The sequence below is a fragment of the Burkholderia sp. E168m22 genome (assembly GCF_001319805.1).
Classification (GTDB): domain Bacteria; phylum Pseudomonadota; class Gammaproteobacteria; order Burkholderiales; family Burkholderiaceae; genus Burkholderia; species Burkholderia orbicola.
Genome location: NZ_BBSK01000153.1, coordinates 1 through 15741, shown reverse-complemented (window position 1 = coordinate 15741; position 15741 = coordinate 1). Strand labels below are relative to the sequence as shown.

The following is a 15741-nucleotide window of genomic DNA, read 5'->3' as shown; positions in this document are numbered from 1 at the left end:
GGTGCCGGCCGATGCACGCGCCGGGCCGCATTACAAGGAGCCTTGATGCCTTACGTCCTGATCGTCGAAGACGACGCCGATACGCGAACGATGCTCGCCACGCTCGCACGCACGCAGCAATTGACGTGCGATACGGCCGCGACGCTTGAAGAAGCGCGCACGCTCGTCTCGACGCATACCCCCGATCTCGTGCTGTGCGACCTCGTGCTGCCCGACGGCAACGGGATGGATCTGTTCGACGCATTGCCCAAGCGCGCACATTGCGAAATAGTGTTGACCACCGGCCACGCGAGCCTCGAAACCGCGATCGACGCATTGCGCCGCGGCGCGACCGATTACCTGGTGAAGCCGCTCAACATGCAGCGGCTGAACAGCATCTTCGCGCGCGTGCCGCGCACGACCGCGCTGCACGAGGAAATCGCCGAGTTGCGCTCGGAATTGCAGCGCCTCGGCCGTTTCGGCCGCATGCTCGGCAGTTCGCCCGCGATGCAGGCCGTGTACGACGCGATCGGCCGCGTCGCGCGCACCGAAGCGTCGGTGCTGCTCACCGGTGAGTCTGGCACCGGCAAGGAGCTCGCCGCGCAAACCGTGCACGACTTGAGCCTGCGCCGCCGCGGCCCGTTCCTCGCGGTGAACTGCGGCGCGATCGCCGCGAATCTCGTCGAGAGCGAGATGTTCGGTCACGACCGAGGCAGCTTCACCGGCGCGGAACGCCAGCACAAGGGCTTCTTCGAACGCGCGGACGGCGGCACGCTGTTTCTCGACGAAATCACCGAGATGCCGCTCGAATCGCAGGTCAAGCTGCTGCGCATGCTGGAGACCGGGCGCGTCACGCGGCTCGGCTCGACGCGCGAGATCGACGTCGACGTGCGCATCGTCGCCGCGACCAATCGCGATCCGGAAGCCGCGATGGCGGACGGCAAGCTGCGGCCCGACCTGTTCCACCGGATCAACGTGTTCCCGATTCCGCTGCCGTCGCTGCGCGAACGCGGCGACGACATCCCGATGCTCGCCGATGCCTTCCTGCAGCGCTACAACGAGGAAAGTGGCCGCAACCTGCGGTTCGCGCCCGCCGCCCGCGAAGCGCTGAAGACCTACGAATGGCCCGGCAACGTGCGCGAGCTGCGCAACTTCGTGCAGCGCGCGAGCATCTTCACCGACGCCGATGTGATCGAAACGCTGCCGCCACCGATCATGGACGAGCTGTCCAGCATGGTCGATTCGCATGAAGATCGCGTGACGGTGCCGTTCGGCACGCCGCTCGAGGAAGTCGACCGCAAGCTGATCCTCGGCACGATCGCGCAATGCGGCGGCGTGAAGGCGCAAGCGGCCGAGGTGCTCGACGTCAGCCTGAAGACGATCTACAACCGGCTCGCGCAACTGGAAGACGAAGCGGAGAAGCCGGATTCCTGATGCCGCTACGACCGCGTTCACGTTTCCGTTCCGGCCTCGCGGCGCGTGTCGTGCTCGAGGCGGCGGCGCATGCGTTCGACGTGCGGCGGGATCGTGCGTCGTTCGCGCAGGGTCCACGGCAGGCCGGCAAACGTGCGCACGATCGCGCGTTCGCGGCGCAGCAGCGGCAGCATGCGCAGGGTATGCCGCCACGCGGCCGAGGCCGGCCATCTGAGCCACGCGGTCCATACCGCGTTGCGGGCGGCGGTGCGCGCGCGCGTGGGCCGGTCGCGCTGCAGCGACGGGTAGTGATGGACGGTCAGGCGCGGCGCATACACGAGCCAGTGCCCCGCGCGATACAGGTCGAGCGCGAGCAACGCTTCCTCGCCGCCGAGGAAGTAGTGCGGATGGTAGCCGCCGGCGCGTACGAACGCGTCGCGCCGGAAGGCGGTCGCGCCGGCCAGCAGCCCGAGGATCGGCCGGCCCGGCAGCGCGACGGGCGCGTCGAGCGGGCTGTCGGCCATCAGCCGGCAGGTCGGGTCCTCGCGTTCGTCGGGGCCGACCAGCACGCGCGCGGTGACGGCCGCGACGTGCGGATACGCGTCGAGCAGGTTCGCGGCTTCGGCGATCGAGCCGGGCGCCCACCACGTGTCGTCGTCGCAGAACGCAACGTGGCGCGTGCGGGCGACGGCGACGCCGAGATTGCGGCCGGCCGCGCCGAGGTTGCCCGGCGCATGCACCAGCGCGACATGCGGAAAGCGGTCGTGGATCAGCGTGGCCGTGTCGGCGTCCGCCGCGTTGTCGACGACGACGATCGCCGGCCGGTCGGGCAGCACGGACAGGTGTTCGAGCGTGCGCGCGAGTTCGGCGGCGCGCCGGCAGGTCAGCACGATCGCGGTCACGCGCGGCTCGCCCGGCGGCAGCGCGACACGCGCGGGCGTTATGCGGACGTGATGTCGCATTCGAGCCGCCAGATCGTTTCGGGTTCGCGGAGAGCGGCACGCATATGAGGTTCCAGCAGCGTTACCTGGCTCGCGTACGCATCGACGGCGGCGGCTTTCGCGGCGACGCTGTTCGTGTCGCCGGCGGCCGGCACCGCGACCGGCTGCGCGGTCCAGCCGCGCTCGCGCCATTCGATCACGCGCCGGGCCATCAGCCCGTCGATGCGGCGATACGGCACGTCCTCGTAGAAGCGCCAGACGTGCGACGGATCGTCGGCACGCAGCAGCGACAGCATGGCTTCCTGCACCTGCAGATGATCGCGGTGGAACAGGCCGGCCGGCGCGAGCACGCCGAAGCCCGGGTGCGCGTCGATCGCCGCGGCCACGCGTGTCGCGATCGCGGTCGACGTAGTCGGTACGCCGTACTGATCGTCGAGGAAATCGAGCCACACGGGACGGGCGTCGAGCAGCGCGAGCGCGCGGCGGTCTTCGTCGCGGCGCGCGCGCACCGCTTCGTCGGCGTGGCGGAAGCCCGCGCGCTGATCCCACGGGGGCGCGGGCGTGCCGTGCGGCGGGATGCCCGCGAACACGGTGACGACGATCGAGCCGGGCGCCTGCGCGAGCAGTTGCCCGCAACTGAAGACGGCATCGTCGAGATGCGGCGAGACGACGAGCCAGCGTGTCGGGTCGGGCATGGCGTGAAGTTCTCCATCGTGAGCGGCCGGGCCGCCGGTTCCGATCGGCCAGCATGCGTCGTGCCCGCGGGCGGCGCCCGCGCCGGCCGCTGTCGAGTGTCCCCGCAGGAGCGTGTCCAATGACCGAAATTGCACGGCCGCAGGCCGGAAATTACGCAACGGCCGTGATGCTGGTCGCGATCGCGACCGTGTTGCAGACGCTCGCGATCCGGTTCGGCGGCGTGAATCTGCCGTTCGTGCTGTATTACCCGCTGCTGGCCGGCGCTGCGTGGGCGACGTCGTTCGTGTTCGGCATCGTGTCGACGGTGGTCAGCGGGCTGCTCGTCTGGACGCTGTTCCTGTCCGATCCGGCCGCCTATACGACGCCGCTGCCCGACCGGCTCGTGCAGCTCGGCACGTTCATCCTGATCGGCGCGCTGGTGTGCGCGGTCGCGTCGCTGCTGCATCACACGCGGCTGACGAACGATCGCGCGCGCCGACGCGAGGCGGCCGCGCGCCGGCAGTTCGAGGCCGTGCTGCGCGCCCTGCCGCACGGCGTGATCGCGACCGACCCGAACGGGCGGCTCACCTATCTCAACGCGGCCGCGGCCGAACTCGTCGGCTGCCGGCCGGACGAGGCGGTGGGGCGGCCGGTGCGCGACGTGCTGCGCATCGTCGATCACGAAGGCCGCCGCGTGCCGACCACGCCGCTCGACCGTGCGCTCGGCGGCGCCGAGGCGACGTCCGACCGGCACTGGCTGCAGGCCGGCAGCGGCGATCGGGTGCCGATCGTCGCGGTCGCGTCGCCGATCGGCGATGCGGACGGCAACCTGGACGGCGCGGTGCTGCTGCTGCGCGATGCCGGCGCGGACCGCGCGCGTGTCGATGCGTCGCGGCTCCAGCATGCGGTCGTCGAGGCGTCGCCGGACGCGATCGTCGGGATCGACGCCGACGGCCGCATCGCCAGCTGGAACGCGGCTGCGCAGCGGATCTTCGGCTACGACGAGGCCGACGCGCGCGGCCGCAGGTTCGACACGCTGATCGCGCGGCGCTGGCTGCGGCTCAATCCGCTCGCCGACGCGTTCGACGCGATGCACGAGCCGGTCGGGCCGCTCGAACTGTTGTGCGTGCGGCGCGACGGGCGGCGCTTTCGGGCGACGGTATCGGCGTGCCCGGTGCAGGGCGAGGCGCGGGCGTGCGTCACGCTGTCCCTGACGCTGCACGAAACCGGCGCGCAGCGTCGCCGCGACCTGCGGGCGCAGCGCTCGCTGCAGGGCGCGCGCGATGCACGCGATCAGGCCGACACGTCGAACCGGCTGAAGGACGAGCTGCTGGCCACGGTGTCGCATGAATTGCGCACGCCGCTGAACGTGATCTACGGGTGGATCGAGGTGCTGCGCAATACGGGCGATCACGCGTTGCAGCATCAGGCGATCGACGCGATCGACCGCAGCGCGCGTTCGCTCACGCGGATGGTCGGCGACATCCTCGATGCGTCGTCGCTCGCGACCGGCAAGCTGCGGCTCGACGCGACGCCGGTCGACGTCGTGCGGTTGTTCTCCGACCAGGTCGGCACGTTCCAGACCGCCGCCTCGTCGGCCGGCATCCTGCTCGAATTCGACTGCGCCGCGTCCGCGTGCATCGTGTCGGGCGACGCCGAGCGGTTGCGGCAGATGCTGTCGAACCTCATCTCGAATGCGCTGAAATTCACGCCGGGCGGCGGCAGCGTGACGGTCGGCCTCGCGCGCGACGGCGGGCACGCGGTGTTGACCGTCGCCGATACGGGGCAGGGCATCGCGACGGAGTTCACGCCGTACGTGTTCGACATGTTCCGCCGCGCGGACGATTCGCCCGCGTCGCCGCGGCGCGGGCTCGGTCTCGGCCTGTCGATCGTTCGTCACATCGCGCAACTGCACGGCGGCAACGTGACCGTCGCGAGCGCGGGCCGCGACCGCGGCACGACGTTCACGGTGACGCTGCCGGCCGGCTGGCAGCCGGGCGGCGCGATGGCGTGGAGCATCGTGCAGGCGGGCGGGCAGCGCGAGGCGCTCGTGCTCGATACGCAGCGCATCCTGATCGTCGACGACGACGCGACCACGCGGGCCAGTCTCACCGCCGCGCTGACCACGTTCGGCGCGGCGGTCGCGATCGCGTCGTCGGGCCGCGAGGCGCTCGCGATGGTGGCCGACATGCGGCCGACGGTCGTGCTGTCCGACCTCGCGATGCCCGACGGCGACGGCTTCTGGCTGCTGGAGGCCTTGCGGCGCGGCACGACGAACGGCGACAGCGGCCCGCTCGACGTGCGCGTGCTGGCCGTCACCGCGCACGCGGGCCTCGCCGACGAACGCCGCGCGCTGGAGGCCGGCTTCGACGGCTACCTGTGCAAGCCGGTCGACGTGCGCGAACTGGCGCACAAGATCGCGCACGTGACGAAGCGCGACGGCTGACACGCGTCGCGTCTCGGTTGCTTCGGCCGCGTCAGCCGCGTCACGTCGTCGGCGCCGGCCGATTCTGCGTATGGACCTGGGCGAGCAGATGCGACGCGATGCGCGTGCTGCGCACGAGGTCGCCGGGCGCGTGGTGCGTGACCTGGCGCTGAATGAAGTAGCGCGCGGTGTGCGCGAGCCCGTTCGCGAACGTCGTCGTCGCGCGCCAGCCGAGCCGCTTCTGCGCGGCCGCGAGATTCGGCCGCCGCTGGCGCGGATCGTCGGACGGCAGCGGCCGGAATTCGATCGGCACGTTGGCGCCGACGATCCGCACGACTTCCCGCGCGACGTCGATCATCGCGATCTCGACATCGCTGCCGAGATTGACCGGCTCGCTCGCATCGCCCGGTTCATCCATCAGCCGGATCAACGCATCGACCATGTCGTCGACGTAGCAGAACGAGCGCGTCTGCTTGCCGTCGCCGTAGACGGTCAACGGCTGTTCCGCGAGCGCCTGCGTGACGAAGTTCGATACCACGCGCCCGTCGGCCGGGTGCATGCGCGGGCCGTACGTGTTGAAGATCCGCGCGATCCGCACGTCGATGCCGTACTGGCGGTGATAGTCCGCGAACAGGGTTTCCGCGCAGCGCTTGCCTTCGTCGTAGCACGCGCGGATGCCGGTCGGATTGACGCGGCCGCAATAGTGCTCGTCCTGCGGATGCACGTCGGGGTCGCCGTACACCTCGCTCGTCGACGCCTGCAGGATGCGCGCCTTCACGCGTTTCGCGAGGCCGAGCAGGTTGATCGCGCCGTGCACGCTGGTCTTGGTCGTCTGCACGGGGTCGCGCTGGTAGTGAACGGGCGACGCCGGGCATGCGAGGTTGTAGATCTCGTCGACTTCGACGTAGAGCGGAAACGTCACGTCGTGCCGCATCAGCTCGAAATTCGGCGCATCGAGCAGGTGCGCGATGTTGTCCTTCGTGCCCGTGTAGAAATTGTCGACGCACAGCACGTCGTGGCCGGCCGTCACGAGGCGTTCGCACAGATGCGAACCGAGAAAGCCGGCGCCGCCGGTGACGAGGACGCGTTTTCGGTCGTAGCCCTTCATTACGTATTCTCCTTGCGGTGTGCGAGCACGCCTCGCGTGGTGGCGACCGGCGTGCGCCGGCCGGTGCCGGCCGACGTGCCGGCGCGCTGCGCGTGGGCGACGTCGCGGTAGATGTCGACGAGCCGGTCGGCCACGCCTTGCCAGGTGTAGAAGCGATGCGCGCGCAGGTAGCCGGCGCGGCCGAGCGCCGCGCACAGGTCCGGTTGCGCGCGCAGTTGCACGAGGCGCGCGGCCAGCGCGGCCGGGTCGCGCGGCGGCACGAGATAGCCGGTCGTGCCGTCGTCGACCGTCGTGCGGATGCCGCCGACGTCGCTGCCGATCACCGGGGCCGCGCACGCCATCGCCTCGACCGGCGTGATGCCGAACGGCTCGTACCACGGCGTCGTCACGAACACGTCGGCCGCGCTGTAGTACAGGTGCAGCGCGTCGCGATCGCGCCGGCCGACGAAGGTCACGCGGTTCGCGATGCCGAGTTCGTGCGCGAAGGCGGCGAGCCGCGCGAGTTCCGGATCGCGCGCGGGGTCGGGCGTCGGCTGGCTGCCGCCGACCACGTACAGGTGTGTCGGCCGCTGCGGGTCGCGCGGCATGCGTGCGAGCGCGTCGATCACGGTGTCGATGCCCTTGCGCGGCACGAGGCGCCCCAGTTGAAGTACGACGAATGCGTCCTGCGGCCAGCCGAGCCGCGCACGCGCATCGACGCGCGGCACCGGCCGGAATTCCCGTGCATCGAAGCCGCACGGCACGATCTCGATGCGCGCGGTGTCGGCGCGGTAGTGCGTCGTCAGGTCGAGCGCATCCTGCGGGCATTCGGCGATCAGGCGGTCCGAGCGGCGCGCGAGCGTGTCCTCGATCGTGAAGCGCGCGTCGGGAAAGCCGTCGGCCGTGCCCTGGTGCAGCCGCCGCACGCGGCCGAGCGCATGGAACGTCGTGACGAGCGGGATGCCGAGCGCTTTCTTCACGCGCAGCGCCGCGTCGCCGGACATGAAGAAGTTCGCGTGCATCACGTCGACCGGATCGGGCTCGCGCCGCATGCGGGCGATCATGTACTGCGCGAAGGGGCCCATGTACGGCAGCAGCTGCTCCTTGGGCACGTCGGTCGGCGGGCCGGCCGGCACGTGGATCACGCGCATGCGCGGGCCGATCGACACGACCTCCGGCAAATGCGGATTGTCGCAGCGGGTGTAGACGTCGACGTCGAGGCCGCGCTCCGCGAGCTGCTTCGCGACGTTCGCGACATAGATGTTCTGACCACCGGCATCGACGCCGCCGATCACCCCCAGCGGCGACGCATGTTCACTGATCAACGCAATTCTTTGCATGGTATTGCTCCCGGTATCGGGGCCGCGCACACGGGCCACCCTTGTCGGTCGCTCGGCAATCGGCATGCCCGCCGGATTGCGGGGAAAACCGCTTCCCGGTGTGCCGAAAAAATTACAACGCGTTGGATGAAAGGGCGTCTGATCGCGGTGGCGCGCTGGCATGCGGCGCACGCGGCGCGGCACGCGACTTGCGCGCTTCCCGTTCACCTGCCGGCGTGTCCGGCTTGACGAAAAGGAGGTCACGATGAAGGTATCCCCGCTGCAAGCCCGCCCCCCGCGAATCCGCCGTCAACGCGCGCTGCGCACCGGCATGGCGGTCGCGATCGCCGCGGCCGCCGCGTGCATGGTCGTCGCGCCGAACGCTGTCGCCGCCGGCGACGACGGCGCCGCATCGTCGTCCACGTCGTCGTCGTCGTCGCATTCGAGCACCGGCACGAAGATCCGCGACGCGACGATCACGACCAAGGCGAAGGCCGAACTCGTCGGCACGAGCGGCCTGTCGGCCGGCGACATCCACGTGAAGACCCGGCACGGCACCGTGACGCTCACCGGCAGCGTGCCCGACGAGCAGCAGCGCACGCAGGCCGTCAGCGTCGTGAAGCAGGTCGACGGCGTGCAGGGCGTGCGCGACCAGTTGACCATCCGGCCCAAATAACCGCGACGCGACCGTAACAGGAGTCCAGCGATGAACTGCATGCTCAAACCGGTCGGCGAACAGACGATCGTGATTACCGGCGCGACGAGCGGCATCGGGCTCGTCACCGCGCGCAAGGCGGCACGGCGCGGCGCGAAGCTCGTGCTGTTCGCGCGCAACGAGGAAGCGTTGAACACGCTGTGCGAGGAAATCCGCCAGCACGGCGGCCTCGCGGTGCCGGTCGCCGGCGACGTCGGCAACGTCGAGGACCTGCAGCGCGCGGCCGCGGCGGCGGCCGACACGTACGGCGGCTTCGACACCTGGATCAACAATGCCGGCGTGTCGATCTTCGGCACGGCGGCCCAGGTGCCGCTCGAGGATCAGCGCCGGCTGTTCGACACCAACTACTGGGGCGTCGTGCACGGTTCGCTCGTCGCGGCCGACCATTTCCGGCGCAAGAGCGATTTCCACGGCGGCGCGATCATCAACATGGGCAGCGAGGCGTCCGACGCGCCGGTGCCGCTGCAAAGCGCGTATGTCGCATCGAAGCACGCGGTGAAGGGCTTCACCGATTCGCTGCGGCTCGAGATGGAAGCGGATCACCTGCCGGTGTCCGTCACGCTGATCAAGCCGGCCGCGATCGACACGATGTTCGTGATGCACGCGAAGAACTACATGAACGTCGAGGCGAAGCTGCCGCCGCCGATCTACGACCCCGATCTGGTGGCCGACGCGATCCTGTTCGCGGCCGCGCATCCGCGCCGCACGCTGTTCGTCGGCGGCGCCGCCAAGTTGACGTCGGCGGGCGCGTACCACGCGCCGCGCCTGTTCGATCGCCTCGCGGCCACGCTGTTCTCGCGCGGCCAGCGCACGGTGCGCCCCGCGCGGCCGCGCGACGACAACGCGCTGTACGACTCGCGCCACGCGCTGCACGAGCGCGAAGGCATGGAAGGGCCCGTGCTGCGCAGCTGTGCGTACAACTCGGTGGTGCAGCGGCCGAAGGTCGCCGGCGCGGTCGCGCTCGGCGCGGCGGCGCTGGTGTTTGCCGCGTTCGCACGCGTGCGCCGGCAGTCCGCGTGATTTCGTTCATTTTCCAAGGAGGCTTTCATGACATCCCGACAACATACGGGCCACGAATACAGCCACTCGCGCGCGCACGAAGGCGAGCGCACGCAGCAGGACCACGACAAGGGCGGCCATCAGACGGGCCACGGCAAGCCGCCGAGCCCGGTCGACGTGCAGAAGGCGCTGAAGGGGATGGACTACCCGGCGAGCAAGTCGGACGTCGTGCAGTGCGCGGAACGCTCGCATGCGGACCCGGCGGTGCTCGACATGCTGCGCAAGATTCCCGAGCGCGAGTACGACACCCCGGCATCGGTATCGAAGGAACTCGGGCGGCTGATGTGAGCGTCGCCCCGTCGCGCCGCGTGCATGCGCGCGCGGCGCATTCATCACGAGGAGCACGACCATGGCGATGATCGTCGCAGGCCGTTTCACGACGTTCGATGAAGCGGAAGGTGGGGCGCGTCACCTCTACGAGCGCGCGTTCGGGCCGGACGACGTGTCGATCTTCTTCCTGAACCCCGGCGGCCAGCACGCGCGCTTCCCGATCGGCGGCGACGTGTATGCCGACACGGCGGCGAAGCCCGGCGGGCGCGGCGCGATGGTCGGCGCGATCCGTGGGCTGCTGATCGGCGTCGTCCTCGGGCTGATCGCCTATGCGCTCGGCCTGCACTACTGGTTCGTGCCGGCCGCCGCCGCGCTGGCCGGCGCCTATCTCGGCGCATTCGGCGGCGCGCTCGGCCGCATGCGCGGCGAGCAGGCAGAAGGCAAGGGCACGCTCGCGCAGAGCGAGACCGGCGTGATCCTCGCCGCGCGCGTGACGCCCGACACCGCGACCGCCGCCGAAGACGTGCTGCGCGCGACCGGTGCGAAGTCGATCGAGCGCGTCGAAGGCGACTGGCAGGACGGCGAATGGCGCGATTTCGATCCGGTGCGCCGGCCCGACGAAGCCCCGTCCGGCGGCCCGCGCTGACCTTTTTCCAAACGCTTGCAACGCCAACCCTGAAAACACGGCCGCCGCGTGCGGGTCGGCGTGCGCCGCGCGCGGCACGCCGCTTGCGCAGCATCGGCGGCATCCGTTCAAGGAGGAACCCATGACCACCGCACAGACTCCCCCGCCGCAGAAACAGACGCAGCAGCCGGGCACGGAGCGCGACATGCATCCGAAGCCGCGCGACGAGGCGGCCGACTACGTCGGCAGCGGCAAGCTCGCCGGCAAGGTCGCGCTGGTGACGGGCGGCGACAGCGGGATCGGCCGCGCCGTGGCGGTCGGTTTCGCGAAGGAGGGCGCGGACGTCGCGATCGTCTACCTGAAGGAATCCGACGACGCCGCGCACACGAAGCAACTGATCGAGCAGGCCGGCCGACGCTGCGAGGCGATCGCGTGCGACGTCGGCGATCGCCGGCAGGCGCGCGATGCGGTCGCCCGCACGGTCGAGCGGCTCGGCCGGCTCGACGTGCTCGTGAACAATGCGGGCGAGCAGCATCCGCAGCCGGGCATCGAGGACGTGTCCGAGGAACAGCTCGAGCGCACGTTCCGCACCAACGTATACGGGATGTTCTTCTGCACGCAGGCCGCGCTGCCCCACCTGAAGGAAGGCGGCCGCATCGTCAACACGGCGTCGGTCACTGCTTATCACGGCAGCCCGAAACTGCCCGACTATTCGGCGACCAAGGGCGCGATCGTCGCGTTCACGCGCTCGCTGTCGATCGAGCTGGCCGAACGCGACATCCGCGTGAACGCGGTCGCGCCGGGGCCGATCTGGACGCCGCTGATTCCGTCGACGTTCACGCCCGAGCAGGTCGCGAAATTCGGCTCGAACGTGCCGCTCAAGCGGCCGGGCCAGCCGGACGAACTGATCGACTGCTACGTGCTGCTCGCGTCGGACGGCGCGAGCTACATGACCGGGCAGACGCTGCATCCGAACGGCGGCTCGATCGTCGGCGGCTGATGGCCGTTTCCACGCAAGCACCAGGAGAAAGCTGATGAGACAACCCAACTGGACGATCGCGGCGCTCGCCGCCGGCGTGCTCGCCGTGTCGGGGCTTGCTCGCGCGCAGATGCCGAGCGAGCCGCCCGCATCGAATGCGCATGTGCCGGGCGGCGTGATCAACCCGTCGTCGGGCGCTGGCGCCGCTGGGGACCCCGGCATCGCGAAAGCGCCGAAGGGCACCGACGCGGAGTTCGTCGACAAGGCCGCGATGGCCGGCAAGGCCGAAGTGCAGGCAAGCCAGCTCGCGCTGAAGCAGGCGCAGTCGGCGGACGTGCGGGCGTTCGCGAAACGGATGGTCGCGGATCACGGCAAGGCGAACGCGAAGCTCAACGAAATCGCCGCGCGCAAGGGTATCAAGCCGCAGGTCGAACAGATTTCCGATCCTGACGTGGAGGCGCTGCGCGGCAAGAGCGGGCACGACTTCGACACCGCGTATCTCGCGGCGGCCGGCCCCGATGCGCACCAGAAGGCGGTCGCGTTGTTCGAGGACGAAGCGCGCGACGGCAAGGATGCGCAACTGCGCGCGTTCGCCCAATCCACGCTGCCGACGCTCAAGCATCACCTGAGCATGGCGCAGACGCTCGCACGCAAGGTGGGCACGCAATAACGCGTGCCCGGTTCCACCCCTGGGCCGCCCATGCGGCCCGCTTTTTCGGAGAAGCAGTCATGGCCCAACGGCAATCGAAGCACGAAGGTATCCTCGAACTGCTCTGCCAGGCATACGAGACCGAGCTTGGCGGCGCGCAGATCTACGAGGCCGCGCTCCAGTGCGCGACCGACGAGGACCTCCATAAGGAATGGGAGAAGTACCATCGCGAGACGCTGCATCACCAGGAGGTGCTGCGCAAGGTATTCGAAACACTGGGCCTCGATCCGGATGCGCAGTCGCCGGGGCGCGCCGCGGTGGCGGCAACCGGCAAATCGCTCGTGCAGGTGATCCAGCAGGCGAAGAAGCAGGCCGACCCGGCGGTCGCGCAGGTCGTCGCGGCCGAGTGCGTGGTGCTGGCCGAAACCAAGGACCACCTGAACTGGGAGCTGATCGGCTACGCGGCTGATCAACTGCCCGACAGCGATGCCGCGAAGGCGCTGAAGGCCGCGCACGACGAGGTCGAGGCCGACGAGGACCATCACCTGTATCACACGCGGGGCTGGGCGCGCGAAATGTGGATCGAGTCGATGGGCTTCAAGGCGGTGCTGCCGCCGCCGGAGGAAGTGAAGAAGGTGGAGTCCGCGGCCGACGCGGCACGTGCCGAGCGCTCGCGCGGCAAGATGATGTAACACCCGGGCGGGCGTGCCGCGCGCGGCGCGGCCGCCCGCTTGCCGGTCCATCAGGTTGCGTACGCAACCTTCTGCACGCACCCCCGCTTCAATCCCTCACGTCAGCACATCGACGATCATCGTCGTCACCGACACCGCCATCAGCGCGACCGCCAGCCAGCCGAACACTTTCGATACCGGCCCGCTGCCGGGCTGTCCTGCCGCATCGCGCTGTTGCGACAGCAGCATCACCAGCACGAGCATCGGCACCGCCGCGACGCCGTTGAGCACGGCGCTCCAGTACAACGCGCGGATCGGGTCGATCGGGCTGAAGCAGATCGCGATGCCGACGATCACGCACAGCGCCAGCACCGTGTAGAACGCGGGTGCGCGCCGCACGGGCTCGTTCAGCCCTTCGCGAAACCGCCACGCTTCCGCGCAACCGTAGGCGGCGCTGCCCGCGAACGCGGGAATCGCGAGCAGCCCGCAGCCGACGATGCCGAACGCGAACACCAGGAACGCGGCTTCGCCGGCGATCGGCCTCAACGCTTCTGCGGCCTGCGCGGTGCTGCCGATGTCGTGCCGGCCGTGCGCGAAGAACACGGCCGCGCCGATCACCATGATGCAGAACGACACCGCGTTGGTGACGATCATGCCGGTCCACGTGTCGAACGTGATGCGCTGTTCGGTCTCGCGGCGCGAGTTGCGTTCGCCGTTCTGTTGCTCGGCCGTGGTTTCCTCGACTTCGAGCGCGGCCTGCCACACGAACAGGTACGGGCTCAGCGTCGTGCCGAGCACGGCGACCGCGGTGGTCGCATAGTCGTGCGTGAAGGCGATGTGCGGCAGCACGATCGCGTGCAGCAGGTCGCCCCAGTCGACGTGCACGAAGCCGAGTTCGAGCACGTACGCGATCAGGCCGAGCGTCATCCATTTGAGCCAGCGCGCGTAGCGTTCGTACGACAGCATCACCTGCAACGCGAGCGATGCGATTCCGTAGAGCGGCGCATACCAGTAGCTGCGGCCGCCGACGACGAGCGCCGTCGCGTCGCCCATCGCCGCGAGATCGGCGCCGACGTTCACGACGTTGACGATCACGACCATCGCGATCAGCGTCTTCGCGACGCGCTCGGAATAGTGCTGACGGATGCCGGCCACGAGCCCTTCGCGATTACGGCGCCCGATGAACGCCGACGCGAGCTGCACGGCGACCATCATCGGCAGCGTGACGACGATCATCCACAGCATGTTGAAACCGAACTGGCTGCCGGCCTGCGCGTAGACGGCGACGTTGCTCGGATCGGCATCCGACGCGCCCGCGAGGAGGCCGGGGCCGAGCCGCCGATACCACGGTTTCGCGGCGGCCGGCGGCGCCTCGGCCGCCGGCTGCGCGTCTTCGTCGAGTCCGCTCATCCGGCATCCCCGTGCGTCGGGCGCCCGCCGCCGTGGCGCCGCTCGCGGGCGAGGCGCGACGCGGTGCGCAACGCGTCGACCAGCGTGCGGTATGCATGCTCGCGGGAATCGGCGCCGCGCGTGCGCAGCACGTACGAAGGGTGATAGGTCGCGACGACGAGCCGGCCGTCCTCGGTGCGCACCGGAGCGCGCGTGCGCTCCAGCGTCGCGTCGTTGTCCTGCAGCACCGCGCGCAGCGCCGTCGCGCCGAGCGCGACCACCACGCGCGGCTGGACGGCTTGCAGTTCGCGCTCGAGCCAGTAGTGGCACGCCGCCACTTCACGCTGCGCGGGTGTCTTGTGCAGCCGGCGCTTGCCGCGCGGCTCCCATTTGAAGTGCTTGACCGCGTTCGTCAGGTAGACATGCGCGCGTTCGATCCCGGCTTCGTCGAGCGCGCGGTCGAGCATGCGGCCGGCCGCGCCGACGAACGGCAGGCCGGCGCGGTCCTCCTGGTCGCCCGGCTGCTCGCCGACCAGCATGATCGGCGCGTCGACGGGCCCGGCGCCCGGCACCGGCTGCGTCGCGTGTTCCCACAGCGCGCAGCGGCGGCACGCGTCGAGCGTGGCCGGGGCATCGTCGTCGGGCGGCTGCCGCGTCGGCGCCTGGCGGTCGGGCGTTTTGCGCGTCATGCGGCATCTCCGGCGCAGGCCGGACGGGCGGCACGCTGCCGTCGCGCGGAACATGCCGGCGCTCGTGCTGTCGCACGCGCATTGGGAAGCACACCGGACGATCGAAGCCGCATCGTGCGCATGAAAGACTCCTGTGTCGACGATGCGAGCAAGGCAGCAACCGGCATGCCGCATGCAGTCGGCATGGGCGCGCGCCTTGCGTGGCAGGCCGGTCCAACGACAGGAGAAGCACGATGCAACTCGACCCCGGCGACGATCCGGCCGCCGACGACGTGCTGCTGTGGCGCGCGCCCGACAGCGTGCCGCGCCGTCCGCGCCGCGTGCTGGTCGTCGACGACTATCGCGATGCGGCGGATGCGCTGCGCCTGCTGCTCGAGGCGCGCGGCTTCGAGTGCCAGGTCGCCGACGACCCGTTCGCCGTGTGCGACGTCGCGCGCGACTGGCAGCCGTTCGCGGTCGTGCTCGACATTGCGATGCCGGGCCTCGACGGGCTGCAGCTCGCGGCGCGGCTGCGGCGCGATCCGCAAACGTCGGACATGCTGCTCATCGCATGCAGCGGGCTTGCGTCGCGGCGCGATTGCGAACGGGCGAAGGAAGCCGGCTTCGACGCGCACTGCGCGAAGCCGCTGACGCCGCACCGGCTGCTGGGCTACCTCGAATCGGCGAGCGGCGGCGCCATGAAGCCGGACGGGGACGTTACACGACCCTTGTAAAAAGGCTGACGGCGCGCGGGGCGCGGCCGCTCACGCGCCGGTGCGCGGCGCGGCGCGCGCGCTCGAGCGGCCGGCCGCGGCGGCCAGCGCGCCGGCCAGCAGGAGCAGCGCGGCGCTCAGTGCGAAGGTTGCCCGGTAGCCGT

16 protein-coding genes are annotated in these 15741 nt (G+C 70.3%); 10 read left to right on the top strand and 6 right to left on the bottom strand.

The window, feature by feature from the left end:
* Positions 1-45: 45 nt before the first annotated feature.
* Positions 46-1413 carry a sigma-54 dependent transcriptional regulator gene (locus AP428_RS33630; RefSeq protein ID WP_054928681.1) on the top strand — a complete coding sequence of 456 codons (1368 nt, stop codon included), beginning with the start codon at positions 46-48 and terminating at the stop codon, positions 1411-1413.
* Between the two features lie 17 nt (positions 1414-1430).
* On the opposite strand, the gene AP428_RS33625 is transcribed toward AP428_RS33630, so the two are convergent.
* Positions 1431-2354 carry a glycosyltransferase family 2 protein gene (locus AP428_RS33625; RefSeq protein ID WP_054928680.1) on the bottom strand — a complete coding sequence of 308 codons (924 nt, stop codon included), beginning with the start codon at positions 2352-2354 and terminating at the stop codon, positions 1431-1433.
* On the bottom strand, positions 2333-3028 hold the full coding sequence (locus AP428_RS33620; protein ID WP_054928679.1) for a PIG-L deacetylase family protein: 696 nt from the start codon (positions 3026-3028) through the stop codon (positions 2333-2335). Before AP428_RS33620 ends, AP428_RS33625 begins: the two co-directional genes overlap by 22 nt.
* Before the next feature lie 119 nt (positions 3029-3147).
* Between AP428_RS33620 and AP428_RS33615 the strand changes: the two genes are divergently transcribed.
* Positions 3148-5454: an ATP-binding protein gene (locus tag AP428_RS33615; protein WP_011545579.1), complete on the top strand. Its 2307-nt coding sequence runs from the start codon at positions 3148-3150 to the stop codon at positions 5452-5454.
* 40 nt (positions 5455-5494) lie between these two features.
* On the opposite strand, the gene AP428_RS33610 is transcribed toward AP428_RS33615, so the two are convergent.
* Both AP428_RS33610 and AP428_RS33605 read right to left on the bottom strand, forming a co-directional pair.
* Positions 5495-6541, bottom strand: a complete 1047-nt coding sequence (locus AP428_RS33610; protein ID WP_011545578.1) for a UDP-glucuronic acid decarboxylase family protein — start codon at positions 6539-6541, stop codon at positions 5495-5497.
* Complete coding sequence (locus AP428_RS33605) at positions 6541-7860, bottom strand: glycosyltransferase family 1 protein (protein ID WP_011545577.1); 1320 nt, start codon at positions 7858-7860, stop codon at positions 6541-6543. Before AP428_RS33605 ends, AP428_RS33610 begins: the two co-directional genes overlap by 1 nt.
* A gap of 244 nt (positions 7861-8104) precedes the next feature.
* On the opposite strand from AP428_RS33605, the gene AP428_RS33600 reads away from it, so the two are divergent.
* The 7 genes from AP428_RS33600 (at position 8105) to AP428_RS33570 (ending at position 12828) form a co-directional block, all read left to right on the top strand.
* Positions 8105-8515 carry a BON domain-containing protein gene (locus AP428_RS33600; RefSeq protein ID WP_011545576.1) on the top strand — a complete coding sequence of 137 codons (411 nt, stop codon included), beginning with the start codon at positions 8105-8107 and terminating at the stop codon, positions 8513-8515.
* Between the two features lie 30 nt (positions 8516-8545).
* Positions 8546-9574, top strand: a complete 1029-nt coding sequence (locus tag AP428_RS33595; RefSeq protein ID WP_011695005.1) for an SDR family oxidoreductase — start codon at positions 8546-8548, stop codon at positions 9572-9574.
* A gap of 27 nt (positions 9575-9601) precedes the next feature.
* Positions 9602-9901: a DUF2795 domain-containing protein gene (locus tag AP428_RS33590; protein WP_011545574.1), complete on the top strand. Its 300-nt coding sequence runs from the start codon at positions 9602-9604 to the stop codon at positions 9899-9901.
* Between the two features lie 61 nt (positions 9902-9962).
* Positions 9963-10529, top strand: coding sequence for a hypothetical protein (locus AP428_RS33585; RefSeq protein WP_011545573.1), 567 nt, complete (start codon positions 9963-9965; stop codon positions 10527-10529).
* A gap of 121 nt (positions 10530-10650) precedes the next feature.
* Complete coding sequence (locus AP428_RS33580) at positions 10651-11508, top strand: SDR family oxidoreductase (protein ID WP_011545572.1); 858 nt, start codon at positions 10651-10653, stop codon at positions 11506-11508.
* Positions 11509-11542: 34 nt separating this feature from the next.
* Positions 11543-12157, top strand: coding sequence for a DUF4142 domain-containing protein (locus AP428_RS33575; RefSeq protein WP_011545571.1), 615 nt, complete (start codon positions 11543-11545; stop codon positions 12155-12157).
* 59 nt (positions 12158-12216) lie between these two features.
* Positions 12217-12828 carry a hypothetical protein gene (locus tag AP428_RS33570; protein WP_011545570.1) on the top strand — a complete coding sequence of 204 codons (612 nt, stop codon included), beginning with the start codon at positions 12217-12219 and terminating at the stop codon, positions 12826-12828.
* 96 nt (positions 12829-12924) lie between these two features.
* Here AP428_RS33570 and AP428_RS33565 read toward each other — a convergent pair whose 3' ends face one another.
* Together AP428_RS33565 and AP428_RS33560 are read right to left on the bottom strand one after the other, a co-directional pair.
* On the bottom strand, positions 12925-14217 hold the full coding sequence (locus tag AP428_RS33565; protein WP_011545569.1) for an NRAMP family divalent metal transporter: 1293 nt from the start codon (positions 14215-14217) through the stop codon (positions 12925-12927).
* Positions 14214-14885, bottom strand: a complete 672-nt coding sequence (locus AP428_RS33560; RefSeq protein WP_011545568.1) for a UdgX family uracil-DNA binding protein — start codon at positions 14883-14885, stop codon at positions 14214-14216. The genes AP428_RS33565 and AP428_RS33560 overlap by 4 nt, the downstream gene beginning before the upstream one ends.
* Before the next feature lie 233 nt (positions 14886-15118).
* On the opposite strand from AP428_RS33560, the gene AP428_RS33555 reads away from it, so the two are divergent.
* The gene (locus AP428_RS33555; RefSeq protein WP_011545567.1) at positions 15119-15598 is read left to right on the top strand and encodes a response regulator; all 480 of its coding nucleotides are present in this window, start codon (positions 15119-15121) and stop codon (positions 15596-15598) included.
* The last annotated feature ends 143 nt before the right edge of the window (positions 15599-15741 follow it).

Bases quoted from the DNA above. Each gene is read 5' to 3' on its own strand.
- AP428_RS33605 (WP_011545577.1), bottom strand. From the start codon at position 7,860: ATGCAAAGAATTGCGTTGATCAGTGAACATGCGTCGCCGCTGGGGGTG.
- AP428_RS33565 (WP_011545569.1), bottom strand. From the start codon at position 14,217: ATGAGCGGACTCGACGAAGACGCGCAGCCGGCGGCCGAGGCGCCGCCG.
- AP428_RS33555 (WP_011545567.1), top strand. From the start codon at position 15,119: ATGCAACTCGACCCCGGCGACGATCCGGCCGCCGACGACGTGCTGCTG.
- AP428_RS33585 (WP_011545573.1), top strand. From the start codon at position 9,963: ATGGCGATGATCGTCGCAGGCCGTTTCACGACGTTCGATGAAGCGGAA.
- AP428_RS33580 (WP_011545572.1), top strand. From the start codon at position 10,651: ATGACCACCGCACAGACTCCCCCGCCGCAGAAACAGACGCAGCAGCCG.
- AP428_RS33600 (WP_011545576.1), top strand. From the start codon at position 8,105: ATGAAGGTATCCCCGCTGCAAGCCCGCCCCCCGCGAATCCGCCGTCAA.
- AP428_RS33570 (WP_011545570.1), top strand. From the start codon at position 12,217: ATGGCCCAACGGCAATCGAAGCACGAAGGTATCCTCGAACTGCTCTGC.
- AP428_RS33630 (WP_054928681.1), top strand. From the start codon at position 46: ATGCCTTACGTCCTGATCGTCGAAGACGACGCCGATACGCGAACGATG.
- AP428_RS33590 (WP_011545574.1), top strand. From the start codon at position 9,602: ATGACATCCCGACAACATACGGGCCACGAATACAGCCACTCGCGCGCG.
- AP428_RS33560 (WP_011545568.1), bottom strand. From the start codon at position 14,885: ATGACGCGCAAAACGCCCGACCGCCAGGCGCCGACGCGGCAGCCGCCC.
- AP428_RS33620 (WP_054928679.1), bottom strand. From the start codon at position 3,028: ATGCCCGACCCGACACGCTGGCTCGTCGTCTCGCCGCATCTCGACGAT.
- AP428_RS33625 (WP_054928680.1), bottom strand. From the start codon at position 2,354: ATGCGACATCACGTCCGCATAACGCCCGCGCGTGTCGCGCTGCCGCCG.
- AP428_RS33615 (WP_011545579.1), top strand. From the start codon at position 3,148: ATGACCGAAATTGCACGGCCGCAGGCCGGAAATTACGCAACGGCCGTG.
- AP428_RS33595 (WP_011695005.1), top strand. From the start codon at position 8,546: ATGAACTGCATGCTCAAACCGGTCGGCGAACAGACGATCGTGATTACC.
- AP428_RS33610 (WP_011545578.1), bottom strand. From the start codon at position 6,541: ATGAAGGGCTACGACCGAAAACGCGTCCTCGTCACCGGCGGCGCCGGC.
- AP428_RS33575 (WP_011545571.1), top strand. From the start codon at position 11,543: ATGAGACAACCCAACTGGACGATCGCGGCGCTCGCCGCCGGCGTGCTC.